This window comes from Noviherbaspirillum sp. UKPF54 (assembly GCF_007874125.1).
In the GTDB taxonomy this organism is placed as follows: Bacteria; Pseudomonadota; Gammaproteobacteria; order Burkholderiales; family Burkholderiaceae_D; genus Noviherbaspirillum.
Map to the genome: position 1 here is coordinate 1,723,513 of NZ_CP040128.1, position 26,442 is coordinate 1,749,954.

At 67.3% G+C, this 26,442-nt stretch carries 28 protein-coding genes; 8 read left to right on the plus strand and 20 right to left on the minus strand.

Features of this window, described 5'->3' with window-relative positions:
* Nucleotides 1-15 precede the first annotated feature (15 nt).
* The gene (locus FAY22_RS08015) at nt 16-483 is read left to right on the plus strand and encodes a hypothetical protein (protein ID WP_146329723.1); all 468 of its coding nucleotides are present in this window, start codon (nt 16-18) and stop codon (nt 481-483) included.
* A 32-nt stretch (nt 484-515) separates the two neighbouring features.
* Here the strand turns inward: FAY22_RS08015 and FAY22_RS08020 are convergent, their stop codons facing one another.
* Nucleotides 516-692: a BON domain-containing protein gene (locus tag FAY22_RS08020; protein WP_246860701.1), complete on the minus strand. Its 177-nt coding sequence runs from the start codon at nt 690-692 to the stop codon at nt 516-518.
* A 282-nt stretch (nt 693-974) separates the two neighbouring features.
* On the opposite strand from FAY22_RS08020, the gene FAY22_RS08025 reads away from it, so the two are divergent.
* From FAY22_RS08025 to FAY22_RS08040, 4 genes are read left to right on the plus strand one after another with little or no spacing between them, the layout of a single operon-like run.
* The gene (locus FAY22_RS08025) at nt 975-1,181 is read left to right on the plus strand and encodes a DUF2795 domain-containing protein (protein WP_146329725.1); all 207 of its coding nucleotides are present in this window, start codon (nt 975-977) and stop codon (nt 1,179-1,181) included.
* A gap of 3 nt (nt 1,182-1,184) precedes the next feature.
* Nucleotides 1,185-1,934: a ZIP family metal transporter gene (locus FAY22_RS08030; protein ID WP_146329726.1), complete on the plus strand. Its 750-nt coding sequence runs from the start codon at nt 1,185-1,187 to the stop codon at nt 1,932-1,934.
* Between the two features lie 31 nt (nt 1,935-1,965).
* Entirely contained in the window at nt 1,966-2,358 is a 393-nt protein-coding gene (locus tag FAY22_RS08035) for a DUF1622 domain-containing protein (RefSeq protein ID WP_146329727.1), read from the plus strand.
* Complete coding sequence (locus tag FAY22_RS08040) at nt 2,355-2,831, plus strand: HPP family protein (protein WP_146329728.1); 477 nt, start codon at nt 2,355-2,357, stop codon at nt 2,829-2,831. Before FAY22_RS08035 ends, FAY22_RS08040 begins: the two co-directional genes overlap by 4 nt.
* Nucleotides 2,832-2,838: 7 nt before the next feature.
* Here FAY22_RS08040 and FAY22_RS08045 read toward each other — a convergent pair whose 3' ends face one another.
* The 19 genes from FAY22_RS08045 to FAY22_RS21955 all read right to left on the minus strand — a co-directional run bounded on the left by FAY22_RS08045 (nt 2,839) and on the right by FAY22_RS21955 (nt 20,101).
* Nucleotides 2,839-3,756 carry a cation diffusion facilitator family transporter gene (locus tag FAY22_RS08045; protein ID WP_146329729.1) on the minus strand — a complete coding sequence of 306 codons (918 nt, stop codon included), beginning with the start codon at nt 3,754-3,756 and terminating at the stop codon, nt 2,839-2,841.
* A 17-nt stretch (nt 3,757-3,773) separates the two neighbouring features.
* The gene (locus FAY22_RS08050; protein WP_146329730.1) at nt 3,774-4,556 is read right to left on the minus strand and encodes an SDR family oxidoreductase; all 783 of its coding nucleotides are present in this window, start codon (nt 4,554-4,556) and stop codon (nt 3,774-3,776) included.
* A 109-nt stretch (nt 4,557-4,665) separates the two neighbouring features.
* Nucleotides 4,666-5,658 (minus strand): SDR family oxidoreductase, encoded by a 993-nt coding sequence (locus tag FAY22_RS08055; protein WP_146329731.1) that lies wholly within the window; start codon nt 5,656-5,658, stop codon nt 4,666-4,668.
* A 3-nt stretch (nt 5,659-5,661) separates the two neighbouring features.
* Nucleotides 5,662-5,994 (minus strand): cytochrome C oxidase subunit IV family protein, encoded by a 333-nt coding sequence (locus FAY22_RS08060; RefSeq protein WP_168204797.1) that lies wholly within the window; start codon nt 5,992-5,994, stop codon nt 5,662-5,664.
* Nucleotides 5,991-6,626 carry a cytochrome c oxidase subunit 3 gene (locus FAY22_RS08065; protein WP_146329732.1) on the minus strand — a complete coding sequence of 212 codons (636 nt, stop codon included), beginning with the start codon at nt 6,624-6,626 and terminating at the stop codon, nt 5,991-5,993. The genes FAY22_RS08060 and FAY22_RS08065 overlap by 4 nt, the downstream gene beginning before the upstream one ends.
* Complete coding sequence (gene ctaD / locus FAY22_RS08070; protein ID WP_146329733.1) at nt 6,623-8,248, minus strand: cytochrome c oxidase subunit I; 1,626 nt, start codon at nt 8,246-8,248, stop codon at nt 6,623-6,625. Before ctaD ends, FAY22_RS08065 begins: the two co-directional genes overlap by 4 nt.
* Nucleotides 8,229-9,179, minus strand: a complete 951-nt coding sequence (gene coxB / locus FAY22_RS08075; RefSeq protein WP_146329734.1) for a cytochrome c oxidase subunit II — start codon at nt 9,177-9,179, stop codon at nt 8,229-8,231. The genes ctaD and coxB overlap by 20 nt, the downstream gene beginning before the upstream one ends.
* Nucleotides 9,176-9,952: an SCO family protein gene (locus FAY22_RS08080; protein ID WP_146329735.1), complete on the minus strand. Its 777-nt coding sequence runs from the start codon at nt 9,950-9,952 to the stop codon at nt 9,176-9,178. The genes coxB and FAY22_RS08080 overlap by 4 nt, the downstream gene beginning before the upstream one ends.
* Nucleotides 9,949-10,329: a hypothetical protein gene (locus FAY22_RS08085; protein WP_146329736.1), complete on the minus strand. Its 381-nt coding sequence runs from the start codon at nt 10,327-10,329 to the stop codon at nt 9,949-9,951. The genes FAY22_RS08080 and FAY22_RS08085 overlap by 4 nt, the downstream gene beginning before the upstream one ends.
* Nucleotides 10,322-11,392 carry a hypothetical protein gene (locus tag FAY22_RS08090; RefSeq protein WP_210411913.1) on the minus strand — a complete coding sequence of 357 codons (1,071 nt, stop codon included), beginning with the start codon at nt 11,390-11,392 and terminating at the stop codon, nt 10,322-10,324. The genes FAY22_RS08085 and FAY22_RS08090 overlap by 8 nt, the downstream gene beginning before the upstream one ends.
* Nucleotides 11,389-12,036 carry a cytochrome c gene (locus FAY22_RS08095; RefSeq protein ID WP_146329737.1) on the minus strand — a complete coding sequence of 216 codons (648 nt, stop codon included), beginning with the start codon at nt 12,034-12,036 and terminating at the stop codon, nt 11,389-11,391. The genes FAY22_RS08090 and FAY22_RS08095 overlap by 4 nt, the downstream gene beginning before the upstream one ends.
* Nucleotides 12,033-12,557 (minus strand): DUF3341 domain-containing protein, encoded by a 525-nt coding sequence (locus FAY22_RS08100; protein WP_246860702.1) that lies wholly within the window; start codon nt 12,555-12,557, stop codon nt 12,033-12,035. The genes FAY22_RS08095 and FAY22_RS08100 overlap by 4 nt, the downstream gene beginning before the upstream one ends.
* The gene (nrfD, locus tag FAY22_RS08105; protein WP_146329738.1) at nt 12,554-13,939 is read right to left on the minus strand and encodes an NrfD/PsrC family molybdoenzyme membrane anchor subunit; all 1,386 of its coding nucleotides are present in this window, start codon (nt 13,937-13,939) and stop codon (nt 12,554-12,556) included. Before nrfD ends, FAY22_RS08100 begins: the two co-directional genes overlap by 4 nt.
* Nucleotides 13,936-16,779, minus strand: a complete 2,844-nt coding sequence (locus FAY22_RS08110) for a 4Fe-4S dicluster domain-containing protein (protein ID WP_146329739.1) — start codon at nt 16,777-16,779, stop codon at nt 13,936-13,938. The genes nrfD and FAY22_RS08110 overlap by 4 nt, the downstream gene beginning before the upstream one ends.
* A 12-nt stretch (nt 16,780-16,791) precedes the next feature.
* Complete coding sequence (locus tag FAY22_RS08115) at nt 16,792-17,442, minus strand: cytochrome c3 family protein (protein WP_146329740.1); 651 nt, start codon at nt 17,440-17,442, stop codon at nt 16,792-16,794.
* A gap of 103 nt (nt 17,443-17,545) precedes the next feature.
* Nucleotides 17,546-18,373: a PRC-barrel domain-containing protein gene (locus FAY22_RS08120; protein ID WP_146329741.1), complete on the minus strand. Its 828-nt coding sequence runs from the start codon at nt 18,371-18,373 to the stop codon at nt 17,546-17,548.
* A gap of 285 nt (nt 18,374-18,658) precedes the next feature.
* Nucleotides 18,659-19,183 carry a Spy/CpxP family protein refolding chaperone gene (locus FAY22_RS08125; protein ID WP_168204798.1) on the minus strand — a complete coding sequence of 175 codons (525 nt, stop codon included), beginning with the start codon at nt 19,181-19,183 and terminating at the stop codon, nt 18,659-18,661.
* A gap of 205 nt (nt 19,184-19,388) precedes the next feature.
* Nucleotides 19,389-19,949 (minus strand): cytochrome c, encoded by a 561-nt coding sequence (locus FAY22_RS08130; RefSeq protein WP_146329743.1) that lies wholly within the window; start codon nt 19,947-19,949, stop codon nt 19,389-19,391.
* Nucleotides 19,946-20,101 (minus strand): hypothetical protein, encoded by a 156-nt coding sequence (locus tag FAY22_RS21955; protein WP_168204799.1) that lies wholly within the window; start codon nt 20,099-20,101, stop codon nt 19,946-19,948. Before FAY22_RS21955 ends, FAY22_RS08130 begins: the two co-directional genes overlap by 4 nt.
* Between FAY22_RS21955 and petA the strand changes: the two genes are divergently transcribed.
* The 3 genes from petA to FAY22_RS08145 are packed head-to-tail and all read left to right on the plus strand — an operon-like array spanning nt 20,100 to nt 26,432.
* Complete coding sequence (petA, locus tag FAY22_RS08135) at nt 20,100-20,693, plus strand: ubiquinol-cytochrome c reductase iron-sulfur subunit (RefSeq protein WP_146329744.1); 594 nt, start codon at nt 20,100-20,102, stop codon at nt 20,691-20,693. The genes FAY22_RS21955 and petA overlap by 2 nt on opposite strands.
* Nucleotides 20,694-20,697: 4 nt before the next feature.
* A complete protein-coding gene (locus tag FAY22_RS08140) occupies nt 20,698-22,470 on the plus strand; it encodes an autotransporter assembly complex family protein (protein WP_146329745.1) in 1,773 nt (590 codons plus the stop codon).
* Nucleotides 22,470-26,432 carry a translocation/assembly module TamB domain-containing protein gene (locus tag FAY22_RS08145; protein ID WP_146329746.1) on the plus strand — a complete coding sequence of 1,321 codons (3,963 nt, stop codon included), beginning with the start codon at nt 22,470-22,472 and terminating at the stop codon, nt 26,430-26,432. The genes FAY22_RS08140 and FAY22_RS08145 overlap by 1 nt, the downstream gene beginning before the upstream one ends.
* Nucleotides 26,433-26,442: the final 10 nt, after the last annotated feature.

Here is a 26,442-nt window from a genome sequence, read left to right on the forward strand (position 1 = left end):
CCGATTGGAGGCATCATGCTGAAACCTGGCCTGGCGCCACGGCTTTTCATCGCAGTCGCGGCCTGTTGCATATTCCCTGCGACGGCGCAGGAAACGGGAGCGGCCAAGAATGAAAACCTCACAGCCCCGATCATTCCGCCACTGTTCATCATCGCGCCGACCGAAGTGCGCACCGATCCGACCTTGGCGAAAGGCTGCTGGGTACGGCTGTTTCCGCAGCCCGATTATCAGGGCCTGGACGACCTGACCGTCGCCGGGCCGGTGGAACTGCCGTCATTGCACACGCCGGCCGGCGGCGTGTACTGGAAGCACAAGACGGAAAGCGTCATCGTCGGGCCCAAGGCCACGGTGGCCGTATACGAGAACGAGCACTACCGCCATCAGACCGCGAAGCTCACGCCAGGCACTCGCGAGCCGCAGTTGCGCAAGGGGCTGAAGTTCACGCAGTCGATCGATTCGCTCAAGATCACCTGCGCCAAATGATGCCGCCGGCGCCACGCGCGCAGCGCTCCGGATCAACGGCCGGACGATTCCCTCGGCTTGACTTCCGGGTTGTTGATAACCTTATCCACGCCAGCCACCTGCTTGGCTGCCGTGACGGCGTCGCTGGCCTGCTTCTGGTTGTCGACGAATCCGCTCAGCGGCACGACGCCGCGATAGGCGTCAACGTTGATTTTCATTGCCTGGCCCACGCTTTCGCTTTGCGCGAGTTCGGTTTTGTCGCGTGCAGTGATCGAGGCGTCATCCAGCGCCTGACCGGTATTGCTTCATAACCAAAATCGCGTTTGGCAGGCGGGAGCTCCCTGTGGCGCGCGAGAATTTACACATGCCGTGTAATTTGTATTGGCTGGAATAGATTTCCAAAGCAAAACGCATCATCCGCGCGCCCGTTCCCTGCTCCCTCCACTGGTACGGCCCTTGCAGCCAGGTACGCAGGCCGCGCGGTGCGGCCTGCATTTCCATTGGAGCAAACCATGTCCCAGATAAACCCAATCCAGCTTCAGAAATTCCTCAAAGGCGTCGACTACCCAGCCTCGAAGAACACGCTGATCGAGAATGCCAAGAAGATGGGTGCCGACGAAAACGTATGCAATTCGCTGGAACAGCTGCCGGACGAAGAGTTCGAGGCGCCGATCGACGTCAGTCAGGCCTTGTCGAAAGAACAGAAAAAACATCATTGACCCATGTCCCTTTCCCTGCAAGCCTTGTTGTGGGGGCTGGTGGCCGGTTCCGCGCTGGTAGCCGGCGCGGGCATCGGCTACTTCATGCATCTGCCGCAGCGCGCGGTGGCGGCGGTGATGGCGTTCGGCAGCGGCGTGCTGATCTCAGCGCTGTCCCTGGAGTTGATGGAAGAAGCTTTCCAGCGCGGCGGTTTCGACTCGACCGCCATCGGCTTTGTCGCCGGCGCGGCTGTCTATACGCTGGCCAATGTCGCGCTCGCGCGGTTCGGCGCCAAGCATCGCAAGCGCTCCGGGTCGCAGCAATCAGAGTCGAAGCAGAGCGGCAGCGGCATGGCGATCGCAGTCGGCTCGTTACTGGACGGCATCCCGGAATCGATCGTAATCGGCGTCTCCATGATCGCCGGCGGCACCGTCAGCACGGTGGCCGTGGCGGCGGTCTTCCTGTCGAATATTCCCGAGGGACTGTCGAGCGCGGCCGGCATGAAGAAGGCCGGTCGCTCGGTCCGCTATATCTTCGGCCTGTGGTTCGGAATCGCCGTGGTGTGCGGCGTGGCCGCGTGGGCCGGTTATGCGGTGTTCAGCCGCTTTTCCGATGACGTGATTGCGGCCACCAATGCGGTCGCGGCCGGCGCCATCCTTACCATGCTGGCCGACACCATGATCCCGGAAGCGTTCGAATCCGCCCACAATTTCAGCGGCCTGATCACGGTGCTCGGCTTTCTGGCCGCTTTCGTTCTGAGCAAGCTGAGTTGATACGTACTGGAACCACGGAAGGAGATCGGTATTGTTTCATCTGGTCGAAGAGCAGGTGCAGGCCGGCGTCGAATGGCTGCGGCTGCTGGTGGAAACGCTGGGCGCGCTGGTTATCGCGGCCGGCGTGGCGGTCGCGCTGGCCGGTATCCTGCGCCACCTGCTTGCCAGCTGCGACGCGCCGTTCACGCCGATCCGCCTGTCGTTCGCGCGCTACCTGACGCTGGCGCTGGAACTGCAGCTGGCGGCCGATATCCTCTCGACTTCGGTGGCGCCGACCTGGGAGCGCATCGGCAAGCTGGCCGCCATCGCCGTCATCCGGACCGCGCTCAACTATTTCCTGAGCCGCGAAATGAAGGATGAGCAAGCCGCCGGCGAGGCCGCGCAGCGCGGCCATCCGCAGGCAACCGGGGAGAAGCTGCAATGAACAGGCTGCCGCGGCGGCGCCGCATCGGGCTCAAGGGCGAGCTGGCACTGGCGCTGCTGCCGACCATGATCGTTCTGCTGGTGCTGGCTCTGGTCGAGGCGCTGAGCCGGCAGCGCCTGCTGTTCGCGTCGCTGGCGTCGAGCGCCTTCCTCATCTACCTCGATCCGGAAAACACGGTCAACCAGGTGCGCACCCTGCTGCTGTCGCAGCTCGGCTCGGCCGCGCTCGGCCTGCTCTCGTTCGAGCTGCTGGGGCCAGGCTACCTGTCGGGCGGCATCGCGATGCTGATCGCCATCGTCGGCATGATCGCCTTGGACGCGATGCATCCGCCTGCGGTATCGACCGCACTCAGTTTCGGATTGCGCGCGGGCGACGCGAGCAACCTGGCGCTGTTCTCTCTCGCGGTCGGCATCACGGCGCTGTTGATCGGAATGCAGAAGTCCGCGTTATGGCTGCTGCGGCGCATGAGCTAGGGCCGATTCAGCCCTGCGCCGCCGCCGCGATCGGCTTGGCCTCGATATAGATGCGCTTGATCGAGCGGAAGCGTTCGCGGATGGCGCGCTCGATACGGTTGACCGCGATGGCGATATCGCCGCCGGACACGCCGTTGCGGAACTTGACATCCAGCGTGAGCAATACCTCGTCGGGGCCGAAGTACATGGTCAGCGGGTGCGCCACAGACGCTACCGCGGGGTCCGACTGCGCCATCCTGCGGATTTCGCGCGCCATGTCGAGATCCACTCCCTCGCCCACGAGCAGGCTGCGGCTTTCATGGATCAGCAGCACCGCCACGCCGGCCAGCAGTAGGCCGATCGCGATCGATGCCGCGCCATCCAGTTCTGGCATGCCGAAATGGTGGCTGCTCCAGACGCCGAGGGCTGCCAGCAGCAGGCCGATCAGCGCCGCGCTGTCCTCGGCGACCACGGTGAATGTGCTCGGGTCCTTGCTGACATGCAGCGCTTTCAGGAAAGGCTGGTCGCCCTTGTTTTTCAGCACGGCGCGTACCGCGATCGCAAAGCTGGCGCCCTCGAACAAGGCGGCGCTGCCAAGCACGACGTAGTTCCACGTCGGGTCATACAGCGGCTCCGGGTGCATGATGTGCAGCACGCCTTCGTACGCAGAAATGCCGCCGCCCACGCCGAAGATGAGGACGGCGACGATCAGGCTCCAGAAATACAGCTCCTTGCCGTAGCCGAACGGGTGTTCCGGGTCTGGCGGCCGCCTGCTGCGGTGCAGCCCGATGAGCAGCAGCACGCCGTCGCCGGTATCGACGGTGGAATGGACCGCTTCGGACAGCATGGCCGCGCTGCCGGTGATGCCGGCAACGATGAACTTGGTCGTGGCGATCGCAAGGTTGCCGGCAATCGCGCCGTAGACCACGATACGGGATTCAGTCATCGCGGTCTTGCAAGCCGCTAGGCGCCCTGTCCCTGGAACAGCATCAGTGCCCCGTCCACCACGAGCGTGGTGCCGTGGATGTAGCTCGCCTGCGCCGACGCAAGAAAGACCGCGGCGTGGGCAATCTCTTCCGGCCTGGCGGCACGCTTCATCGGGATAGACTGCACCTGCTTTTTGAGCACCTCGGGGTCATCCACCGCGCTCTGGTTCATCGGTGTGAGCACCATGCCGGGCGCGATGTTGTTGACGTTGATATTTTTTTCCGCCAGTTCCAGCGCCAGCGTGGTGGTCAGGTTGCGCAGCCCGCCCTTGGCGCTGTCGTAACCGGAGGCGCCGGCGCGCGGAATTTCCTGGTGCACGCTGGTGATGTTGATGATGCAGCCGTGGCGACCGGAGCCTTCGATGGCGCGGATGAATTCGCGGCAGCAGTAGAACGGCCCGTACAGGTTGGTGCGGATCGCGTCGTCCCAGTCGGCGTCGCTCATGTCCTTGACCATCTTGCCCGCCGCGTCGATGCCGGCGTCGTTGACCAGGATGGTCGGCACGCCCTGCGCGCCCTTCACGTCCCGGAACAGTTGCGCGACGCGGCTGGATTCGCGCACGTCGAGCTGGTAGACGGCCGCCTTGCGTCCCGCCGCTTCGACCTCGCGCGCGGTGCGCTCCGCCCCCTGGCGGTCATGAAAATAGGTAATGACGACATCGGCGCCTTCGCGGGCAAATGCAATCGCCGTCGCCTGGCCGATGCCTGAATCCGATCCGGTGACGAGCGCCAGTTCGCCCTTCAATCGTTGTTCGCTCATGAGTAACCTCCAGTCCGTCGCTGGCGCCACGCCGCCGCGGCTGCCACGCAGATGGGATCGCCGGATACTGCGCGGGTTCCCCGGCATCGTACTTGCATGCCTGCATGGTTCAAGGGCCAAGCAGCACGCCCGCCAGCACCAGCAAGACGAGCAAGACCAGCGTGGCCGCCGCCACGGCCCAGCGATGCGTATCGAGCCACAGTTGCGCGCTCCGGTCGAGCGCCTTGCCGTCGAAGCGGCCATGCGCGCCGTGGTCGCCCGGGACCGGCCGGTACAGGTTGTCGCGCCGCTCCGGCGACACATGTTTCTTTCCCTCCTGCCCTTCGTACGCCTTGTGCGCGAGCATATGGTCAAGGAAGCCGGGAATAAATTTGGTGCCGAGGATGGCCTGCGCCGCCGGCCAGCCCACCCACAGTTCCCGCCGCCGGTGCACGGCCGCCCAGTAGATGCCGCGCGCAGCCACTTCGGGCTGGAAGATCTTGCCCAACGGCTTGGGCTGGTCCGGCATGCAGGTGCGGCCCCAATCGAATTGCGGCGTGTTGAAAGCCGACAGGTGCACCATGGTCAGGTAGACCTTGCTCTTGTCGTGGATCAGCTCCGAACGCAGTGAGTCGGTGAAGCCGCGCAGCGCGCTCTTGGCGCCGCAGTACGGCGCCTGCAGCGGGATCGAACGGTATGCCAGTGCCGACCCGACCTGCACGATCGCGCCGCGGTCGCGCGGCTTCATGCGCTTCAGGGCGGCCATCGTGCCCCACACCGCGCCAAGGTAGGTGACTTCGGTGGCGCGCCGGAAGTCTTCCGGGGTGATGCCGGTCACCGGGCAAAAAATGGTCGCCATCGCATTGTTGACCCAGACGTCGATCGTGCCCCACGCGCGCTCCACCGCTGCGGCCGCCGCCTCCACCTGCGCCTGGTCGGCCACGTCGGTCGGCACGATCATGGCCTCGCCGCCGGCCAGTTCCACCTCCTCGCGCGCGCCTTCCAGGCCGTCCGCGCCGCGCGCCAGCAGGGCGACGCGCCAGCCGTGGCGGGCGAATTCGACGGCGGTGGCGCGGCCGATGCCGGCCGACGACCCGGTGATGACGACGACCTGGCCATGCATGTCCTATCCTCCTGTCTGGCGCACCGGCGGCGATTGCCAGGGCGCCCCGTGCAGCGTGCGCGTCGCATAGTCGGCCTGCGACAGCCCGAACAGCAGCGCCAGCGTCAGAATCGCCGCGGACGCCGCAATGCGCAGCAGGGCCGGCGCGCCGCGCAGGTGCATGAAAAAGACCGCGACCAGCGCCGCCTTGACGGCCGCGATGGCGAGATTGAGCACGCTGTTCCACGCCCCCAGTTTCAGGTAGGCGCTGCCAAAGGTGATCAGCAGCAGGACGATCAGCGCGGCCCACACCAGCAGGCTATTCCGGATCGTCTCGCGCAGCGAAGAATCGCTCATCCGCTTCTCCCCACCAGGTACAGGATCGGATACAGGAAGATCCAGATCACGTCGACGAAATGCCAGTACAGCCCGGCCACCTCCACGCGCTCGGCGCTGGCGAAGCTGCGCCCTCCGCGCAACAGTCCGGCGGCGAACGCCAGCACCATGACGATCCCTATCGTCAGGTGCAGCGCATGCAGGCCGGTCAGCGCGAAATACAGGAAATAGAAAATCTCCGCTGCCGGGGCGTGTCGCGCGTCCGCAAACGCGAAGCCTGCCCCCGGGAACAGGTGCTCCCGCCATTCGTGCCGGTACTCGGCTCCCTTGATCGCCAGGAACACGAAGCCGAGCGCCGCCACCAGCAGGAGCATGCCGCGTGCCAGCCGCACCGCATCGGCCTTGCACGCCTGCACCGCGATAGCCATCAGCAGGCTGCTGGTCAAGAGGACGGCGGTATTGAGCGTGCCGAGCATGACTTCGGTATGCCGGCTGGCTGCGGCGACGCCTTCCGGGAAGTGGGAGCGCGCATAGGAATAGCCGAACAGCAGCGGGCCGAAGAACATCAGTTCGGTCGCCAGGAAAATCCACATGCCGAAGGTGGCGGCCTGCTCCTGCTGGGGGGCGTCGTCGAACTGTTCGGCGATATTCATTGCGGCGACTCCCTGCCGGTGACCGGATCGTACATGTAGGCTTCCCGCGTGACGGTCGGGGTCGCCTCGAAATTGCGCCTGGGCGGCGGCGACGCTGTCTGCCATTCCAGCCCGGTGGCATGCCAGGGGTTCGGCCCGGCCCGCTTGCCGTAGAACAGCGACCACAGCAGGTAGCCCAGCGGCAGCAGATAGCCGGCGGCGAGAATCGCCGCGCCGGCCGAGGACAGAATGTTCAACACCTGGAATTCCGGCGGATAGCTGTGGTAGCGGCGCGGCATGCCGCCGTAGCCGAGCAGGTATTGCGGGAAGAAGGTCAGGTTGAAGCCGAAGAAGATCAGCACGGCCGCCGCCCTGCCCCACATTTCCGGGTACATGCGCCCGGTCATCTTCGGCCACCAGAAATGCAGGCCGCCGAAATACGCCATCACCGAACCGCCGACCATGATGTAGTGGAAGTGCGCGATCACGAAATAGGTATCGGTCAGGTGCACGTCGAGCGCCAGCGACGCCAGCACCAGCCCGGTCAGCCCGCCGATGGTGAACAGGCCGACGAAGCCGAGCGCGTACAGCATCGGCGCGGAAAACGTGATGCGTCCCTTGTACAGGGTCGCGGTCCAGTTGAACACCTTGATCGCGGACGGGATCGCGACCAGGAAGGACAGGATCGAAAACACCATGCTGGCGTAGACCGACTGGCCCGACACGAACATGTGGTGGCCCCAGACCAGGAAGCCGATGGTTGCGATGCCGAGGATGGCGTAGGCCATGAAACGGTAGCCGAACACGTGCTTGCGCGCGAAGCAAGGGATGATCTCGCTGGCCACGCCCATGGCCGGCAGTACCATGATGTACACCGCCGGGTGCGAATAGAACCAGAACAGGTGCTGGAACAGGAGCGGGTCGCCGCCCAGCGCCGGATCGAAGATGCCCACGTGCAGCAGGCGCTCGGCCGCCAGCAGCAGCAGCGTCATCGCCAGCACCGGCGTGGCCAGCACCAGGATGACGGACGTCGCGTAATTAGCCCACACGAACAGCGGCAGGCGGAACCAGGTCATGCCCGGCGCGCGCATGGTGTGCACGGTGACGATGAAGTTCAGCCCGGTCAGGATCGAGGAAAAGCCGACGATGAACACGCCGGTGATCGCGAGGATCACATGGCTGTTGGAGAACATGGTCGAGAACGGCGTGTAGAAGGTCCAGCCGGTGTCGACCCCGCCGGCGATGAGCGCCGCCAGTGTGAAGATGCCGCCGCACAGGTAGAAGTACCAGCTCGCCAGATTCAGGCGCGGGAAGGCCAGGTCGCGCGCGCCTATCATCATCGGCATCAGGAAGTTGCCCAGCGCGGAAGGGATCGACGGGATCAGGAACAGCCACACCATGATCACGCCGTGCGCCGTGAACAGGCGGTTGTAGGTGTCGGACGACACCAGGTCGCCCTGCGGCGTGGCCAGTTCGATCCGGATCAGGGTGGCGGCGGCGCCGCCGACGAAGAAGAAGGCCGTGATCGACACCAGGTAGAGCCAGGCGATGCGCTTGTGGTCGCGCGTGGTCAGCCACGATCTCAGCGAATAGCCGTCGCTCAGATAATCGCCGCCCGCCTGTTCAGTGACCCGTGCGTGCATCGCCGCCTCCCGTGGAACGCAGGTATTCGATAATCGCCAGCAAGTCTTCCTCCCCGATCTGCCCGGCGAACGACGGCATGATCGGCTCGTAGCCGGCGACGACATCCTTCTTCGGCAACAGCACCGAATCGCGCACATAGGCTTCGTCCGCCACCAGCGTGCGGCCGTCCTGCAGGTGCACGGTGCGCCCCAGCAGGCCGTGCAGGTCGGGCGCATGCACCGACGACTGCGCCTCGTGGCAGCCGCTGCAGCCGTACCGCCGGTACAGTTCGAATCCGCGCGCGGCCATGCCTTCGGACGCATTGCCCTGCTGCAGCCAGGCGGCGAACTGGTCCGGACGCATCACCACCACGCGCCCGCGCATGGCGGCATGCTCGGTGCCGCAGTATTCGGCGCAGAACAGGTGGAACTCACCGGCCTCGGTCGGGGTGAAGGAAATCGTGGTGTAACGGCCCGGCACCACGTCCTGCTTGATGCGGAAGGCCGGCACGTAGAAGCTGTGGATCACGTCCTGCGACGTCATCACCAGCCGCACCGGCTGGCCCAGCGGCAGGTGCAGCTCGTCGATCTCGCGCCGCCCGTTGGTATGCTCCAGCTTCCACATCCACTGCTTGGCCACCACGAACACCGGCGTAGCATCGGGCCGCTCGCGGTGCAGCTGCGCGTAATCGTAGGCGGCCCAGGCGAAGGCGCACAGGAACAGCAGCAGCGGAATCACGGTCCAGGCGATCTCCAGCCGGCGCCCGCGCACGGGGGCGGCGCTGCGGTCCGCGCCTGAATCGCGGCGGTAGCGCACCGAAAAATAGACGATCAGGAAAGCCACCGCGAGCGCGACGAAGCCGGTCAGCAGGAATTCCGCCAGCATCAGGATGTCATAGCGGGCGGCCGCATCCGACGCGCTCGGCGGCAGCAGGTAAAAGCCCCCGTTCATGCCTTCCTCCGCCCGGCCGGGCGCCACATCCACAGGACGAGGCCCGCCAGCACCGCCAGGCACACCGCGCGCACCAGCGCCATGGCCGCCGCACTATAGCGTCCGGTGGCCGGAGCGTAGTGCGAGCACAGCAGCAGCAGGCGGTCGACCGGCGAGCCGATGCGGCCCGCCGAGGCGTCCACCAGCGCCAGCCGCACGTCGCGCGGATCGAAACGCACGCCCATGAAGTAATGCGATATGCGCCCGTCCGGCGTGGCCACGATGAAGCCGGCCGCATGCGCGTACTGGCGCGCCGCCTCATCGTAGCCGTATTCGAATCCTGCGCTGCGCGCCAGGTCCGCGATCTGCGGCGCGCTTCCGGTCAGCAGGTGCAGCTCGCCGCCGCCATGTGCGACCAGCGGCGCATAGGACGCCTTCTTGCGGGCGGCGATGGCCGCGTTTTCCGTCGGATCGATGCTCACGCCCAGCACGCGGTAGGCGCGCGGCGGCAACCCTGCGCCGGCCAGGGTTTCAAGTACGCCGTCCAGCAGCGTGCTGCACAGGTTCGGGCAATGGTAGTAGCCGAGCACCAGCACCACCGGACGCGCGCCGAAGAAGGCGCCGAGCGATACGCGCCGCCCGTCGTCGTCGGTGAACGCGGCCGCCAGCGGCAGTTGTGCGTCGAGGCGCTGCCGGAACTGCGCCTGCGGCGACGCAGGATAGGCGAGCGGCTGCGCCAACGCGTGCCCGGGCGCGGCCGACAAAAGGCAGAGAATCAGCAGCAGGCGCGTCATCGCCGCTCCTTTCCGGGCGGGGCCTGTGCCTTGTCCGTGCCCGCATTGTTGCCGTGAGCCGTCATGATCCGCATCGCTTCCTGCACCGGGATGCGGGCGACGCCGCGTTCGCGGTCGATCCATTCCCAGGAGTCGAGCAGCTTCCGCTTTTCGGCGAAATAGGCGGCGCGCTCGTCCTGCGGCGCGGCTTGCAGCACCGGCTGCGCTATCTGCGGCGGGCGGCTTGCGCTGGGGCCGCTGCCTGGGCCGCTCCACAGCCGCCACAGGAAGTAGGCCGCCGTCGCCGCCAGCAGGATTCCCGTCACGATCGCGACGCCGCCCCACAGCACGCCGCGCGCGTTGAGGCCGGCCGGCTCGTGTGCTGCCGCGTCAGCCATGGCCGCCCTCCTCCTGCGCCGGGGTGATGCCGAGCGCCACCCACGCCGCCGCCAGCGCGGCGCTGGCCAGCGGCACCGTCCACAGCCATTGCATCCATCCGACCGCCAGCGACGGCAGCGTCATCCACCATACGTCGAGCAGATGGAATGCGAGCAGCCCGCCGGCCACCCAGCCGAGCATGCGCGGCGCCTGCTTGGCGTTGCGCGACAGCAGGATCAGCAGCGGCGCGAAGAAATGGAACAGCGCCAGCAGCCAGGCGACCGCCAGCCACCCGCCGTCGCGCCGCGCAACATACCAGGCGATTTCGTGCGGCAGGTTTTCCGACCAGATGATCAGGAACTGGGTGAAGGCGAGGTAGGCCCAGGTCATCACGTACATCAGCAACAGGTTGCCGAGATCGCGGAAGACCATCGGCGGCTGTTCGCCCCGGTGAGCCGCCAGCAGCACCGCCAGCGCCATCCCGCCCAGCATCTGCCCGGTGCCGGCCAGCAGGCCGAACGAACTGGAATACCAGAGCGGCATGAGCGACATGATCCAGTCGACCGCCGCCAGCCCGACGCTCACTCCGTACACGATCAGCGCGGCTGCGGAAAAGCGCGCCGCGCGCCGCAGCGCCGGACGGCGGCTCAGGGCCGCCAGCAGCGTCCAGATGCCGAGATAGCACAGGCTGCGCGCGACGAAGAACCACGGCGTGAGCCACATGCTCTTGAAGCCGGCGCTGCCGGCCTTCAATTCTCCGGCCCAGCGTGCCGCGCCGAGCCCGGCGTCGGGCGCCCACGGGAACAGGTCGCGCATGCCGAGCAAAAGCGGAAGGAACAGCAGCGCCAGCGGCCCCATCGCGCGCGCCAGCCCGAGCGAGGATGCGCGGATCGCCTCGCCCCACTGGCCTCCGGTCAGGTTGTGCACCCAGACGTTGGCCAGCCCGCCCATCACCAGCCCGCAGCAGAACCACCAGGCAGCTAGATACGCCGCCAGGAAAGCGGTGCCGGCGATACGCCACGCGGCGATGCAGGCCAGGGCCAGCAGCGCGAACACGATGACTTTGGCGGGGCGGCTGCTCATTGCGCGCCTCCTTCCCCTCTTGTCCCTGCGGATGACCGGGAGATGTCAGCCAGCCGCTGCCGCGACTCCGGCGGCAGGCTATTGGCGTTCGCATTCTGGCTCAGCTGCAGCGCCCGGATATAGGCCACGATCGCCCAGCGGTCGGCCGGCGCGACCCGGTCCGCGTACGGGTACATGATGCCGTAGCCGTTGCTGATCACGTCGAAGAAATGCCGGTCCGGCGCCTGCCGCAGCCTCTCGCTGTGATAGGACGGCGGATGCGGGAAGCCGCGCCGCGCCACCAGTCCGTCGCCGTCGCCCGCCGGGCTGTGGCAGGGCGCGCAGTAGATGCCGAAACGCTCCTGCCCGCGCCGCAGCAGCTGCATGGTGACCGGATACGGATTGGACCGCGCCTCCGACGCGGCGATCTCTTCGCTGACGTCGCCGGCGCCGATGCGCCCGCTCGAGGTGCCGGCGAACGGCCCGCCCGAATACGGCACGCTGGCGGGCGGCGGCGTGCGCGACGAGCTGCCGTCGGGGAACAGGTCGCTGCGCGCAAACGGCTTGTAGCGCGGCTGGTCGTACATGTCCTGCTTGGCCTTTTCACATCCTGCGAGGAATCCGATCAGGCCGCAGGCGCACACGAGAAAATGCGCGCGTCTCATTGCGGCACCTCCGCCACCGACAGCGGGTCCAGTCCCTGCAGGAACGCCCTGCTGCGCGTCGCGTCGAAGCGCGGATCGCGCGCCGGCAGGCACAGGAAGAAGCGGTTGCGCGTGGCCTGCCCGAAATCCGGCGCATCGAACACCGGATGGCGCAGGCGCGGCAGGCCGTTGGCCGCCAGCATCCCGAACACCGCCGCCAGCGCCGCCCCCAGGATGGTCAGTTCGAAGGTGGGCACGATGAACGACGGCCAGCTGTGCAGCGGGCGTCCGCCGACATTGATCGGAAAGTCGATCACCGCCGAATACCATTGCAGGAAATAGCCGCCCAGCCCGCCGGCGAAGCCGCCCAGCAGCGTCATCAGCGGCACCCGGTCGCGCGTGAAGCCGACCGCCTCGGCGATGCCTTCGATCGGATACGGGGCATACGCCTCCATTTCGCGGTAGCCGTCCTCGCGCGCGCGCCGCACCGCCTCCAGCAAGGCTTCGCCGGTGCGGAATTCGGCGATCAGACCGTAGCTCACGATTTCTTCTCCGCGCTTTCGTGCACCAGCTCGCGCATCTCGGCAATCGAAATCGCGGGCAAAAAGCGGATGAACAGCAGGAACAGGAACACGAAGAAGGCGATCGATCCCAGCAGATGGGTCCAGTCCCACACGGTCGGATAGAACATGCCCCAGGCCGACGGCATGAAATCGCGGTGCAGGCTGGTCACGACGATCAGGAAACGCTCCATCCACATGCCGAGATTGACCACGATGCTGAGCGCGAACAGGATCACCACGTTGTGCCGCACGCGCCGCAGCCACAGCAGCTGGGGCACGGCCACATTGCAGAACATCATGGCCCAGTACACCGGCGCGTAGGGGCCGACCCAGCGGTTGACCGTCATGTATTGCTCATACTCGTCGGCGCTGTAGAAGGACGTGAAGATTTCGGCGGCATAGCCATAGGCGACGATCAGGCTGGTCACCAGCATGATCTTGGCCGCGTTCGCCAGGTGCCGCTGCGTGATGAAATCGTGCAGGCCGAAGAAATGGCGCAGCGGGATGGCCAGCGTGAGCACCATCGCGAAGCCGGAAAACAGCGCGCCGGCCACGAAGTACGGCGGGAAGATGGTCGAGTGGTAGCCGGGCGTGTTGCCGATGGCGAAGTCGAGCGACACCACCGAGTGCACCGAGATCACCAGCGGCGTGGCCAGCCCCGCCAGCAGCAGGTAGGCGCTTTCGTAGCGCGCCCAGTGCCGCGCCTCGCCGCGCCATCCCAGCGCCAGCAGGCCGTAGGCGAAGGTCGCGAAGCGCCGGCCGCGCGCGCAGGCGCGGTCGCGCAGCGTGCCAAGATCCGGGATCAGGCCGACATACCAGAACAGCAGCGACACGATCAGGTAGGTGCTGATGGCGAAGATGTCCCATACCAGCGGGCTGCGCCATTGCGGCCACACGTTCATCACATCCGGGTAAGGGATGAGCCAGTAGAAGAACCACGGGCGGCCCAGGTGCAGGATCGGGAAAATGCCCGCGATGCCCGCCGCGAACAGCGTCATCGCCTCGGCGAAGCGGTTGATCGAGGTGCGCCACTTCTGCCGCAGCAGCAGCAGGAAGGCCGAGATGAAGGTGCCGGCATGGCCGATGCCGATCCACCAGACGAAATTGCCGATTGCGAAGCCCCAGGCCACCGGGATGTCCACGCCCCAGATGCCGACGCCCTGCGAGAACAGCCAGGCGGTCGCGCCGAAAAACACCAGCGTGCCGGCGAACGTGAACAGGAACGCGGTCAGCCACGGCCAGCGCACCGGGCGCTGCAGCACCAGGTTGGCGATCTTGTCGGACACGCTCGCGTATCCCCATCCGGCGCGCAGCACGCCGATGTCTTTCGAGACGGGAGGCTGCTGTGTCGCTTCGTTCATGTCAGTTCGTCATCCGGATTCAGCACCAGCGCCGCATACGTGGTGCGCGGGCGCGTATTCAGTTCCGCCAGCAGGCTGTAGTCCAATGCGGACGCCTTGGCCCGGTTCACCCTGCTTTCCGGGTCGTTCAGGTCGCCGAACACGATCGCCTCCGTCGGGCATACCGCCTGGCAGGCGGTGACCACTTCCCCGTCCTGCAGGCGGCGCCCAAGCTTTTCCGCCTCGATGCGCGCGCGCGTGATGCGCTGCACGCAGTAGGTGCACTTCTCCATCACGCCGCTGCGGCGCACGGTCACTTCCGGGTTGTACGCCGGCGGCGCCCGGTCGAGCGTCGTGCCGGTGTAATGCAGGAAATTGAAGCGGCGCACCTTGTACGGGCAATTGTTGGAGCAGAAGCGCGTGCCGACGCAGCGGTTGTAGACCTGCAGGTTGAGACCCTCGCTGTCGTGCACCGCAGCTTCCACCGGGCAGACCAGTTCGCATGGCGCGTTCTCGCAATGCATGCACGGCACCGGCTGGAACACGCTGCGCGGGTGCGCGCTGGTGCCGGTGTCGTAGCGGTCGACCCGGATCCAGTGCATCTCGCGCCCGCGCATGACCTGTTCCCGGCCGACCACCGGGATGTTGTTCTCCGCCTGGCAGGCGATGGTGCAGGAGCGGCAGCCGATGCAGGCGTTCAGGTCGATCGCCATGCCCCACTTGTAGTCCTTGTACTCCCACGGCGGATAGAGCGATTCCTGCGGCGTGCGTTCGCGCTTCTCGTCGGTGGCGAAATGCGGATTGCGGCGGAATTCCGCCAGCGTCGCCATGCGCGCGATGTCGCGCCCTTCCATCTGCTGGTGGTTCTGGGTCGTGGCGAACGCGACGTGCCGCCCGCTCCGTTGCGCCTTCAACGCATGCGGCCCATGCAGCGTGCGCAGGCGGTAGGCATCGAAGCCGACGCCGTTGCCCACATGTCCGGCCGAGCGCCGCCCGTAGCCTAGGGGCAGCGTGACGACGCCCTCGGCCTGCCCGCGCCATACCCAGGCGGGTGCTTCGAGTGCCACCAGCGGATGGTCCGCGAGCGACAGGCGCAGCATGTCGCCGCTTTGCACGCCCAAGGCCTGCGCGGTACGTTCGCCGACGATGGCGGCATTGTCCCAGGTGAGTGTGCTGAACGGCCTCGGCAGTTCCTGCAGCCAGGCATTGTTGGCATATTCGCCGGCGCCGACCGAAGTATCGGAAACGAACAAGGCCCGCAGCGCCGGCCCTTCAAAGTCCGGCGGTGGCACAGAGCGCGCCGGGCGCAGCGCCAGCGGCGCGCTGGCACTGCCGCCAACCACGCCCTGGCGCAGCGCGTCCTGCCAGAGGTGGTCGAAATCCCCCGCGCCGATTCTGCCGCGCCAGTAATTGCGCACCAGCGCATGCCCGGCACGCTCGTTGCCTTCCGCCAGCATGCTCAGCAACTCATGCGCCGAGCGCCCGCCATACAATGGCGCGATCACCGGCTGGGCGATCGCGGCGCTGCCGTCGAACGCACGTCCGTCGCTCCACGCCTCGTAGCCGTGCGCGGCCGGCAGGTGCCAGGTCGAGGCATGCGCGGTTTCGTCGCGGTACAGCCCGAGATGCGCGCTGAACGGCACCTTGCGCAGCGCCTGCTCGAAGCCGAGGTCGGCCGGGGCGTCGTACACCGGGTTGGCGCCGAGGATGACGAGTGCTGTGACCGCGCCCGCGCGCATGTCGTCGGCCAGCGCCGCGATCGACTGCGCATGGTCGAGCGGCCCAGCCTGCACGGGCGCGATCGGGATTACGGTCTTGCCGAGGTTGCCGAGATGGGCGTTCATCAGGTGCGCCAGCGCCCGGCTGCGCGGAGAAACGGCGCCGCCGGCGACGATCAGGCAGCGGCCGCGCTGCGCCGCCAGCAGCGCGGCCAGCACCGTTTCCCATTTTCCGGCGCGCTCGTCAGGCGCGGGAGGAATTTCCGGCGGCAGGCCCGGCATGCCCAGGCGCGCGGCGATGCGCCACAGGGTCCGCTCGATGTCGTGCGGCGGCAAGGCCAGCCGGTTGTCGGCTACCGCGCCGAGCAGCCCGGGACTGGCCTCCAGCGCATACAGCCGCTTGTCGAACTGCGGCGCGCCGGCGCGCCGCCCCTGCATGAAATCGCGTGCATAACGCAGGTGACCGGGCCAGTCGCCGAACACATCGGCATCGACGGCGAGCACGGCGGCGGCGCGGTCGAAACGGTACAGCATGTCGGTGGCGCGCCCGAAGGCAAGGTTCGCCGCTTCGGCGCCGGCGTCGTCGTGCACCGGATCATGGCTGTGCCAGCGCGCGTTCGGATAGCGCTCCAGCAGCGCTGCCATCTGGGCGGCGAGTGTCGGCGAAGTCACCGTACCGGTAAGGATGCGCAGTCCGGCGCCGCCGTTGGCCTCCCACGCTAGACGCTGCCGCGACAAGGCGGCCCTGAATGCGTCCCAGGTCGACAGCGCGCCGCCCTGGCGCACCGCCTGCGAGCGGTCCGGGTCCCACAGCTGCAGCACCGATGCCTGGGCGAACACGCTGGTGGCGCCCAGGCTGGCGGGATGGCGCGGATTGCCCTCGATCTTGGTCGGCCGCCCCATGTTGTTTTCCACTAGCACGCCCTGCGCATATCCCCGGTGCATGAAGGCGGTCGCGTAATACAGCGGCTTGCCGGGCACCATGTTTTCCGGCATGTCGACGTAGGGCAGGATTGTTTCCTGCGGCGGCCCGCTGCATCCGGCGCCGGCCAGCGCCATGGACGCCGCCATCAGCTTCAGGAAGGTGCGGCGTTCCGCGTCGGGAACGATGGGAATGTGCGGGCGGCGGGTCAGGTCTGGCATGGGCGCGGGCGGCTATCGGTGGCAGGTGGAGCAGTCTGTCAGGCGGCGCGTGTCCTGCAGGCGGTACTGCCGGGCCAGCCGCGCCGTTTCCTGCGGCGACAGCGGCTGCCTGTCGGCCATCGAAAACACTTCCGACAGCGGCCGGATGTGCTGCTGCGCGTTGCGGTGGCATTGCAGGCACCACTGCATCTCGAGCGAGGCTTCGCGCCAGGTCAATGGCATCTGGTCGATGCGGCCGTGGCATTCGACGCAGGCCACGCCCTTGTTGACGTGGATGCTGTGATCGAAGTACACGAAGTCCGGCAGGTCGTGCACGCGGTTCCAGCGGATCGGCGTGTTGTCGCGCGCGCTGGCATGCAGCGGTGCCAGCAGCGGCGAGTCGCGGTACAGTTGCGAGTGGCAGGTCAGGCAGATCCGGGTGCTGGGCAGGCCGGCGAAAGCGGACTTCTCGACCGACGCATGGCAGTAGCGGCAATCGATGCCATCGTCGCCGGCATGGTGCTTGTGGCTGAACGGGATCGGCTGCGTCACCGGCTGGCCCACCTTCACGTCCGGCCCGCTGTACCAGCGCGCGGCGGCGATGGCCGCGACGATGAGCAGGAAGGCTGCGATAAAAAGCAGCTTGAGCGCAAGGACGCTGCGTCGACTGAAGGCTTGCGCCATGGCTTCCTTCCTAAAAAATCAACGGCTCGCTCCTGCCATGCGCACGCGGCGGGCAGGCCTGCGGCTGGTGCCGTTCCCCGGCATGTCAGGCTTCGCGGGGCGTTCACCGCCGGCCACTGCGTGAGTCGGCGCCGCCCGGTACGCCATCCGCGCCCGGCGGCGGCCGGGTTCGCACGTCCGCGCTCAGGTCGGCCTCGTCGTATTTCGGGCAATGCTCGATCTCGTCGCGCGTGAGGTTTACCGCCACGCTGCGATCCAGCCAGTCGATATGGTCGATGCGCTGCGGCGACACCAGCACCGACGGCCCCGGCCACCAGTTGCGGGGATCGACCACCAGCATGCGGATCGACCAGTCCTCGTCGTCGAACAGCAGGTCCTCGACATGGCCCAGCTTGCGGTCGGTGGCCTGGATGCCGTAGCCGATCACCTCGCGGCTGCTGCGCAGGTGCGGATCGTCCTTCTGGTGCTCCTGCTCCAGTCGTTCGCGCCGGACCTCGGGATCGGGCTGCTCCAGCGGCTGCGCTTCGGCCGCCGGCAGGCTGGCGTAGCCCCACAGATAGGGGCCGGCCCAATAATACGGATAGCCGTAGTAATCGTAGAACTCGACCTCGTGCTGGCGCGATACCGGCCGGGCGGTATCGATGTCCGGGCTGTCTTCCACCTGCTTGCGCGTCAGCTCGACGTTCATGGCCCGTTCCTGCCAGTAAAGGTGGCGCAGCGAAGCCGGCGACAGCAGCACCTTGCGCTCGCCGGCCAGCCCGCCGGCATCCACCGCGAAATAGCGGATGGCCCACCTTTCATCGTCGAAATAAACATCCTCGACGGTGCCGATATCGCCATCGGTCGCGACAACCTTCATTCCGTGCAGGGCTTTCACGTTGTACATCATGATGCTCTCCAGGTTACCCTTGTCCGGCAGTACCAGCGGCACGAACAGGACGCCGCCGATGCCGCGTCGGACAGGAAGGTGCGTGCAAGAGAGATGCCCGGCAGCGGAAGATGGCTGGGAAGTATCGCGTTGGCAGTGACCGAGGTTGGCACGAACGCGATTCAGGGGATGCGGGCAAACCGGAAGGAAATGGTCGAGTAACCAGCATTCCTGCTGGTTACATTCGCCCAAATTGAATTTACAAAGTCTTTGTAAAGTTCTCCCGTTACTCCAGGGCAGGACAGGCTTGCGCCGCCGCCCTGTACGGACTAGCCGCCGGGAACGCGGTCAGCGGCCGGGCCCCGGCCGGCGTTGCAATTGCTCTCGCTGCTGCGGCGTCAAAATTGCGTCGATGCGCTTTCTTTGCTCAAGCATGTTTTCGAACATCTGCTTGCGCGCTGCCGCCATGGCGTCGTAATTCTTGCGCGCAGCCTGTTCGTCGAACTTGCCCTCCCGGTAGATGTCTTCCGCCTGAAAATGCAGTTCCTGCATTTTTTCCATCGACTGCCACTGCTTCTGCCGGAATTCCTTTTGGGCAGCGGCGATCTTGCTGCGCTGATCGCTCGTCAGGTCCGGCACCGCATATTCCATGCCGCCCATCCCGTAGCCGCCCATCATCCCGTGCGGCATGCCATAGCCACCCATCATTCCCGGCCCCATGCCATAGCCGTTCATCATGCCGGGCCCGCCCATCATTTCAGGCCCCATGCCATAACCGCCCATCATCCCGGGCCCCATTCCATACGATTGAGCGGAAGCCGATGCCGCTGAAAACAGAAGTGCAGCGGTAACAATCCATAGGCGCTTGGTCATGATCATCTCCTTATGTAGGCTTGACGACTGAGGCGTAAACCGTCATGTGCGACGGGGATGTTCGTATCGTATAAACGGGCAGTCGCTTTTTCGAATGACATGGATCAATCGGGCTCGAATTCGCCCTCCGGCGCAACGAAAATCACTGGCGAGCGGGTAAGAAAAACACCGGGAAGGGACAGGTTTTGCCGTACGATACACGCGCTCAATGCTCGTGTTCATCATGCCCGTGGCCGCCTTCTTCCGCATGCGCGTGCCCGTGCGGCCCGGCCTGCGTGACCATCTGCTGGTACTCGGCCGGCGACATGCGCGGCAGCAGCCTGACGAACGCCACTGTCTGCCATATTTCCTCGTCGCTGTGCGACGCGTCCCATGCCGGCATCCCGGTCATCTTGATGCCATTGCGGACAATCCAGTAGAGCTCCCCCGCCGACCAGTTCTGCGCGGTGTCGGCCAGCTTGGGCGGGCGCGGGGTCAGTCCTCGTCCGATATCGCCGCGCTCGACGCCGGGCGCGCCATGGCATTCCGCGCAGTGCTCCTTGAAATGCCCTGCGCCGGCGCGCGCCATCTGCGAAGACAGTTCCGGCGGCACGATATGCCTTGCGTGTGCCCGCACCGAATTTCTCATCACCGTGCCCAACAGCCGGCGCGCCACTGCCCCATGCGCAGAGTTGGCGGACACGTCATACCAGCCGGAATAAATGAATACCAGCGCCGCAACGATCACCAGCAGCGCAGCGATGAACAGGGTTCCGAGCGCCTTCATGGCAGTCCGATCTCCCGCGGGTGGAACACGATGCCGACCAGGGCATTGCCGCCCACGAGCATGAAGCGTGCCGGAGCCTTGCCAGCGTTGCCATCCTCCACGCCGGGCATGATCCCTGCTATCACTTGTATCGTCATTCTGGAGCGCGTCATGGACTATGCGGACGAAAAGCTGAACCGGAGAAAGTTCCTGCTCACCACCACCACGATCGTCGGCGGTGCGGGCGTGGTCGCCACTGCGGTGCCCTTTCTTTCTAGCATGGCCCCGAGCGAAGCGGCGAAGGCGGCCGGCGCGCCGGTCGAGGTCGATCTCACCGGCGTCGAACCGGGCAAGATCAGCACCGTCGAATGGCGCGGCAAGCCGGTGTGGATCCTGCACCGCACCGACGCCATGCTCGCCGCCCTGGGCAAGCATGACGCCCTGCTGGCCGACCCGGCATCGAAGATTCAGCAGCAGCCGCCCTACGCTACCAATCCGGCGCGCGCCATCCGCCCGCCCTTCTTCGTCGCCATCGGCATCTGCACCCACCTCGGCTGCGTGCCGGTGTTTCGGCCGGAGCCCGGCGCGCCCGACCTGGGCGCCGATTGGCCGGGCGGCTTCTACTGCCCCTGCCATGGTTCCAAGTTCGATCTTGCCGGGCGCGTGTTCAAGAACGTGCCCGCGCCGCGCAACCTGGAAGTGCCGGCCTACACCTACCTGAGCGACAACAGGCTGCTGATCGGCGCCGACAAGAAGGCTGGCTGACACGATGCGTCCATGGCGATCGGTCTCGGTCCTGCCGTGGCTGGCCTGCCTGTTGCTGTACGCCGGCAATGCCGCTGGCGCCGCTTATCGGGTGGAACTGGATGCGCCCTCTTCCCTGAAAGACTTGCTCAAGCGTCACCTTGACCTCCTGCGCTACCAGGAGCGCGACGATCTCAACGAAGACCAGCTCAACTTCATGCTGGAAACGGTCGAAGCGCAGGTCGCGAAGCTGACCTCGACCGAAGGCTACTTCCTGCCGCGCACCACGGTCAGCGTCGACCGCGGCGGCGCGCGCCCCGTGGTGCGCCTGAAAGTCGAATCCGGCGCGCGCACCAGCGTCGCCAACGTGGACGTGCAAGTCGCCGGCGCGGCATCCGCACGCAGCCCGGCACAGGCGGCGCGGGTGCGCCGCAACTGGCAGCTCGCGCCGGGCGAGCCGTTCCGCCAGGAAGACTGGGACGCTGCCAAGCAGGCCGGCCTGCAAATCCTGCAGCGGCGCCGCTATCCGGCCGCGCGCATCGCCGAATCCGGCGCGCGCATCTATCCCGACCTCCAGCAAGCCGACCTGTCCGTGCGCTACGACAGCGGCCCCCTGTTCACCCTCGGGCCGTTGCAGATCAGCGGCACCAGGCGCTACCCGGAAAGCATCATCCGCAACGTCAATCCCTTGGCCGAGGGCGAGGAATACAGCGCCGAACGGCTGCTCGAACTGCAGCGCGAAATCCAGCGCACGCCGTATTTCAGCAATGTGGTGATCGACGTCGACAAGGACCCGGCGCGCGCGCAGCAGGCTCCGGTACGCGTGCAGGTGACGGAATTCCCGGCCCAGCGCCTGCGCGCCGGCGTCGGCTATTCCACCGATACCGGCGCCCACGTCGAAGGACGCTACTCCCACCTCAACCTGTTCGGCCGCGCCTGGGTGCTCGACACCCAGCTGCGGCTGGAGCAGCGCCGCCAGCTCGGTGCCGTCGAGCTGGCCATGCCGCCCGGTTCCGGCGGCTGGGTCGACAGCGCGCACGCCTCGATCGACCGCACGACACTGGAAGGCATCGACCTGCGCAGCCGCCGCATCGGGCTGCGCCGCGCGCGCAATACCGAAAAGCGCGACTTCGCCTATACCCTGGAGTATTACAGCGACCAGCTGCAGCAGCTGAACGGCGCCACGCCACCACCCGACACCGTGGTCGAGCCCGGCACCCAGCGCGCGCTGGTGGCCGGAGCGGCATTGACGCGCCGCCAGATCGACAATCCGCGCTTCCCGCGGCGCGGCTACATCGCCTCGCTGGAACTCGGCGCCGCGTTCCAGGGGCTGCTGACCGACCAGACCTTCTTCCGCGCGTACAGCCAGCTGCGCCAGTACAACCCGATCGGCCGGCGCGACGTGGTGATCCTGCGCGGCGAGCTGGGCGCGGTCGTCACCAAGGGCGGCAACGCGGCGATCCCCGCGTCGCTGTTGTTTCGCGCCGGCGGCACCGACTCGGTGCGCGGCTACCGCTACCAGAGCATCGGCAACGAGCGCAACGGCACCGTCTATCCGACCCGCTACCTGGTCACCGGCGGCGCCGAATACCAGCGCTGGTTCTCGGAAAAATGGGGCGCGGCCGTGTTCTACGATGTCGGCGCGGCGTCCGACAGCTGGAGCGGCAAGAACTTCTTCCATGCGGTCGGCGTCGGCGCGCGCTATCGCAGCCCGATCGGACCGATCAACGCCGACCTGGCGTACGGTTTTCAGGGCGGCAATATCCGGCCGCACCTGTCGCTCGGCATCGTGTTCTGATGAGCGAGGCGCCCTCTTCCCCCGACCGCGGCGACCGCAAGACGCCGGGCCGAGCGCGACGCTGGCTGGTCCGCGTTATCCTTTTGCTGCTGGCGCTGCTCGTGCTGGCCGGCGCGCTGCTGCTTGCCGCGCTCAAGACCGAGCCCGGCGCGCGCGTGCTGTGGCAGGCGGCGCAGCGCGCGCTTCCCGGGCGGCTGTCGGGCGAAGTCGCCGGCGGCACGCTGGCCGAAGGATTGCGCCTGCGCGACGTGGTCTACCGCGACCAGGCGCGCCTGGTGAAAATCGACCGGCTGGCGGTGCGCTGGGCATGGTCGCGGACGCCGCTGAAATGGACGATCGAACGCCTGCAGATCGGCGAACTCGACTTCACGCAGTATCCCGCGCCGAAACAGCCGCCATCCGTGCCGGACCGGCTGACCCTGCCGCTGGCGATCGAGCTGCGCGACGCGACGCTGCAAAAACTCGTCATCCGGCGCGACAGTGGCGTCATCACGCTCACCGACATCGCAATGCGCGGCCACACAGACGGAACGCGGCACGCGCTGACGCTGGAGCACGCCGGCACGCCCTACGGCAGCGCCAGCGCAAGTCTGGACCTGAACGGCATCCGGCCGTTCGCGATCGGCGGCAGCGCCGCCCTGGACGGCGCATGGCGCGACAAGCGTTACCGCCTCGCCGCGCAGCTGTCCGGCTCGCTGCGGGAATTGCAGACTCGGCTGGATGCGACCGGAGACGGCGCACCCGGCGGCAACGCCGCCCGCCTCGACGGCAAGGCGCAAATCGAAGCGGACGTCTTTTCCGACAATCCGTTACGGCGGGCTCAGGTCGCGCTGCGTCATCTCGATCCGCGCATGTTCAGCGCCGGGGCGCCGCGCGCCGACCTGGAGCTGGACGCCAATCTCGTGCCGCAAGGCGGTGCCGGCGAAAGCCCGGGCACGCCGCTGGTGCTGGCCGGTCCGGTATCGCTGCGCAATGCGCAAGCGGGACCGCTCGACCGGAACTTGCTGCCGGTCGTTTCGGCGAGCGGGCAGGTGCGCCTCGGCGCCGGCTTGCAGCAATTGCGCCAGGTGCAGGCGGAGCTGGCCGGCGGCGGCACCCTGCAAGGCGGCGGCGAACTACGCGCCAGGACCGGCCGCTTCGCGCTGCGGGCGGACGCGCTCGACCTGCACGCGCTGCACGGCGCGCTGCGGCGCACCCGGCTGAACGGCCCGCTCACGGTCGACCTGGCCGGCGATACCCAGCACATCACGCTGGACCTGGCCGGCTCCCCGCTAGCCATTGCCGGCACGGCGCACATCGACCCCCGGCAGATCCTGCTCGACAGCGCGTTGCTGCGGGCGGGGCCGGCGCAACTGCGGCTCGCCGGCACGCTGGAGCGCGGCGGACGAGGCGATTTCAGCGCGCGCGGCACGCTGTCCGACTTCGATCCGAAGCGCTTTCTCGCCTCCCCCAAGGTTCCCTCGGCGCGCATCAACATGCGCTTCGACGCGCAAGGCGCGCTCAAGCCGGAACTGCAGGCGCATCTTGCATTCGACATCCATGACAGCAGCTATGCCGGCCTGCCGATGACGGGCGGCGGCCAGTTGCGCGTGCGCGGCAAGCGGCTCGCGGCGCAAGACGCACGGCTGTCGGTGGCGGGCAACCGGCTGCGCCTGGCGGGCAGTTTCGGATCGCCAGGCGAGCGTCTGAAGTTTGAACTCGACGCGCCGAACTTGGCGCGTCTCGGATACGGCTTGTCCGGGCAGCTGCAAGCCGAGGGCCAGCTCGGCGGCAGCATCGAGCGTCCGGAAATCGACGCCCGCTACCAGGCCAGCGGGCTGGCATTCCGGCAGTACCGGCTGGCCGAAGCCAGCGGACAGCTTCGTGCGAGCGGCATGCCCTGGCGCGAGCCGGACGCGCGCATGATGCTGGAGCTCGACGCGCGCGACGCGCAGGCGCCCGGCATCAGCCTGTCGTCGCTGCACGCCACACTCGACGGCGGCGCCGAACGCCACGCCCTGTCGCTTCAGGGCAGCGGGCAGCTGCGCGGCCGGCCGCTGGCGCTGACGCTGGCCGCGCACGGCAGCTTGCAGCAGCAGGACGGCGGCTATGCGTGGGACGGCACGCTGGACACGCTGGAAAATCGCGGGTTCCCGCGTCTTGTGCTGGAGCGCCCGCTGGCGCTTGGCGTGGCGCCGGGACGGCTCGCGCTCGGACCCACCCTCCTGACGCTGGAGCAGGCGCGCATCGAGCTGCAGTCGGTGCAGGCGGATGCGCAGGCGATCCGGTCCGCCGGCACGATCAGCGCGCTCGACCTCAGTCACCTGCTGGAGCTGCGGCGCGAGCTGACCGGCGCCAGCCCGCCGTTCAAGACAGACCTGGTGCTCGACGGCAGCTGGGATTTTTCCCTGGCCGGCAGCGCCAGCGGCTTCCTGCAGCTCGACCGGCGCGGCGGCGACATACGCATCCCGGGCGAGCTGCGCGAAACCGCGATGGGACTGACTGCATTGCGCCTGCGCGGCGACTTCCAGGGCAGCCAACTGGCGGTTTCAGCGCAGGCTGCCGCGCGCCGCGTCGGCAGCGCAAGCGGCGCGGCCCAGGTGACACTTGCGCCGGTCGACGGGCGACTGGCGCCAGTACCGGACTCGGCGCTGTCCGGTAAGATCACGGCATCGATTCCGCGCCTGCAAACGCTGGCCGCGCTGGCCGGTCCCCGCGTCGCCCTCGACGGCAGCATTGCCGCCGAAATGACGCTTGCCGGCACGCTGGCCGCGCCGGTGGCCGCCGGCGACGCCACCGCGACCAATCTCTCGCTATCGGTCTACGACCAGGGCATCCGCCTCGACGACGGCAGCGCCTACATCCACGTCGAAGACAACGTCGCCGACATCCGCCAGCTCGTGTTCCACGGCGGCGAAGGCACACTGCGCGCGACCGGGCGCGTCCCGCTGGAGCACAGCCGGGACCTGACGGCGACCCTCGTCGCCGACAAGCTGCAGCTGCTGGCCAATCCGTCGCGCCAGATGACCATCTCCGGCCGCGCCGACGCCGGCAAGGCCGGCGACCAGACGCAGGTCACGGGTAAATTCACGGTCGACCAGGCGCGCTTCAGCCTGCCCGAGCAAGGCGCGCCGGCGCTGGGCGATGACGTGACGATCGTGCGCGGCACGCGCCGGGATGCGGCCGCGCGCGCGCCGCAACGTGTCGAGGTACAGGCCGACAAGCCGGCCGGCCCGCTCACGCCGCGGGTGCGCGTGCAACTGGACCTGGGCGAGGATTTCCGCTTCCGGGGATCGGGAGCCGACCTGCTGCTGGCGGGCGAGCTGACAGTGACGAGCGCGCCCGGGGAAGCGCCGGGGGCCGACGGTACGGTGCGCATCGTCAGCGGAACCTATGAAGCATTCGGCGCAGAGCTGGAAATCGAGCGCGGCGTCATCAACTTCCAGGGTTCCTTCGGAAATCCCAACATCGACATCCTCGCCATGCGGCGCGGCAACCAGGACGTGGCAGCCGGCGTGCATGCGACCGGCACGGTGCGCCAGCCGCGCGTGCAGCTGGTGTCCGAACCCGACGTGCCCGAACAGGAAAAACTGAACTGGCTGGTGTTCGGGCGCGGCGGCGGCACCAGCAGCGACGCCGGCCCGGGACAGGCGCAGGCGGCGGCCAAGTCGGCCGCGCTCGGACTGCTCAACAAGTTCGGCGGCACGCGCATCGCCAAGGGCTTCGGGCTCGACCAGCTGGCCATCGGCAGCAGCGAATTCGGCCTGGGCGCGCAGCAGGTGGTCAGCCTCGGCAAGGAAATCTCGAACCGTCTGTACATCGGTTATGAGCAAAGCCTGGCGGGCGCGGCCGGCGTGCTGAAGCTGACCTACGACCTGTCGCGCCACTGGTCGGTGGTGCTGCGCGGCGGCACCATCGGCGGGCTCGACGTGTTCTACAGCAAGCGCTTCGATCACCTGGGCGAATCGAGTCCGGCGCGCTGATTTATCGCCA

What these genes read in the sequence shown, in the direction of transcription:
- FAY22_RS08015 (WP_146329723.1), top strand. Translation starts at nt 16, where the DNA reads ATGCTGAAACCTGGCCTGGCGCCACGGCTTTTCATCGCAGTCGCGGCC.
- FAY22_RS08025 (WP_146329725.1), top strand. Translation starts at nt 975, where the DNA reads ATGTCCCAGATAAACCCAATCCAGCTTCAGAAATTCCTCAAAGGCGTC.
- FAY22_RS08030 (WP_146329726.1), top strand. Translation starts at nt 1,185, where the DNA reads ATGTCCCTTTCCCTGCAAGCCTTGTTGTGGGGGCTGGTGGCCGGTTCC.
- FAY22_RS08040 (WP_146329728.1), top strand. Translation starts at nt 2,355, where the DNA reads ATGAACAGGCTGCCGCGGCGGCGCCGCATCGGGCTCAAGGGCGAGCTG.
- FAY22_RS08045 (WP_146329729.1), bottom strand. Translation starts at nt 3,756, where the DNA reads ATGACTGAATCCCGTATCGTGGTCTACGGCGCGATTGCCGGCAACCTT.
- FAY22_RS08050 (WP_146329730.1), bottom strand. Translation starts at nt 4,556, where the DNA reads ATGAGCGAACAACGATTGAAGGGCGAACTGGCGCTCGTCACCGGATCG.
- FAY22_RS08055 (WP_146329731.1), bottom strand. Translation starts at nt 5,658, where the DNA reads ATGCATGGCCAGGTCGTCGTCATCACCGGGTCGTCGGCCGGCATCGGC.
- FAY22_RS08060 (WP_168204797.1), bottom strand. Translation starts at nt 5,994, where the DNA reads ATGAGCGATTCTTCGCTGCGCGAGACGATCCGGAATAGCCTGCTGGTG.
- FAY22_RS08065 (WP_146329732.1), bottom strand. Translation starts at nt 6,626, where the DNA reads ATGAATATCGCCGAACAGTTCGACGACGCCCCCCAGCAGGAGCAGGCC.
- ctaD (WP_146329733.1), bottom strand. Translation starts at nt 8,248, where the DNA reads ATGCACGCACGGGTCACTGAACAGGCGGGCGGCGATTATCTGAGCGAC.
- coxB (WP_146329734.1), bottom strand. Translation starts at nt 9,179, where the DNA reads ATGAACGGGGGCTTTTACCTGCTGCCGCCGAGCGCGTCGGATGCGGCC.
- FAY22_RS08080 (WP_146329735.1), bottom strand. Translation starts at nt 9,952, where the DNA reads ATGACGCGCCTGCTGCTGATTCTCTGCCTTTTGTCGGCCGCGCCCGGG.
- FAY22_RS08085 (WP_146329736.1), bottom strand. Translation starts at nt 10,329, where the DNA reads ATGGCTGACGCGGCAGCACACGAGCCGGCCGGCCTCAACGCGCGCGGC.
- FAY22_RS08090 (WP_210411913.1), bottom strand. Translation starts at nt 11,392, where the DNA reads ATGAGCAGCCGCCCCGCCAAAGTCATCGTGTTCGCGCTGCTGGCCCTG.
- FAY22_RS08095 (WP_146329737.1), bottom strand. Translation starts at nt 12,036, where the DNA reads ATGAGACGCGCGCATTTTCTCGTGTGCGCCTGCGGCCTGATCGGATTC.
- nrfD (WP_146329738.1), bottom strand. Translation starts at nt 13,939, where the DNA reads ATGAACGAAGCGACACAGCAGCCTCCCGTCTCGAAAGACATCGGCGTG.
- FAY22_RS08110 (WP_146329739.1), bottom strand. Translation starts at nt 16,779, where the DNA reads ATGCCAGACCTGACCCGCCGCCCGCACATTCCCATCGTTCCCGACGCG.
- FAY22_RS08115 (WP_146329740.1), bottom strand. Translation starts at nt 17,442, where the DNA reads ATGGCGCAAGCCTTCAGTCGACGCAGCGTCCTTGCGCTCAAGCTGCTT.
- FAY22_RS08125 (WP_168204798.1), bottom strand. Translation starts at nt 19,183, where the DNA reads ATGACCAAGCGCCTATGGATTGTTACCGCTGCACTTCTGTTTTCAGCG.
- FAY22_RS08130 (WP_146329743.1), bottom strand. Translation starts at nt 19,949, where the DNA reads ATGAAGGCGCTCGGAACCCTGTTCATCGCTGCGCTGCTGGTGATCGTT.
- petA (WP_146329744.1), top strand. Translation starts at nt 20,100, where the DNA reads ATGGACTATGCGGACGAAAAGCTGAACCGGAGAAAGTTCCTGCTCACC.
- FAY22_RS21955 (WP_168204799.1), bottom strand. Translation starts at nt 20,101, where the DNA reads ATGACGCGCTCCAGAATGACGATACAAGTGATAGCAGGGATCATGCCC.
- FAY22_RS08140 (WP_146329745.1), top strand. Translation starts at nt 20,698, where the DNA reads ATGCGTCCATGGCGATCGGTCTCGGTCCTGCCGTGGCTGGCCTGCCTG.
- FAY22_RS08145 (WP_146329746.1), top strand. Translation starts at nt 22,470, where the DNA reads ATGAGCGAGGCGCCCTCTTCCCCCGACCGCGGCGACCGCAAGACGCCG.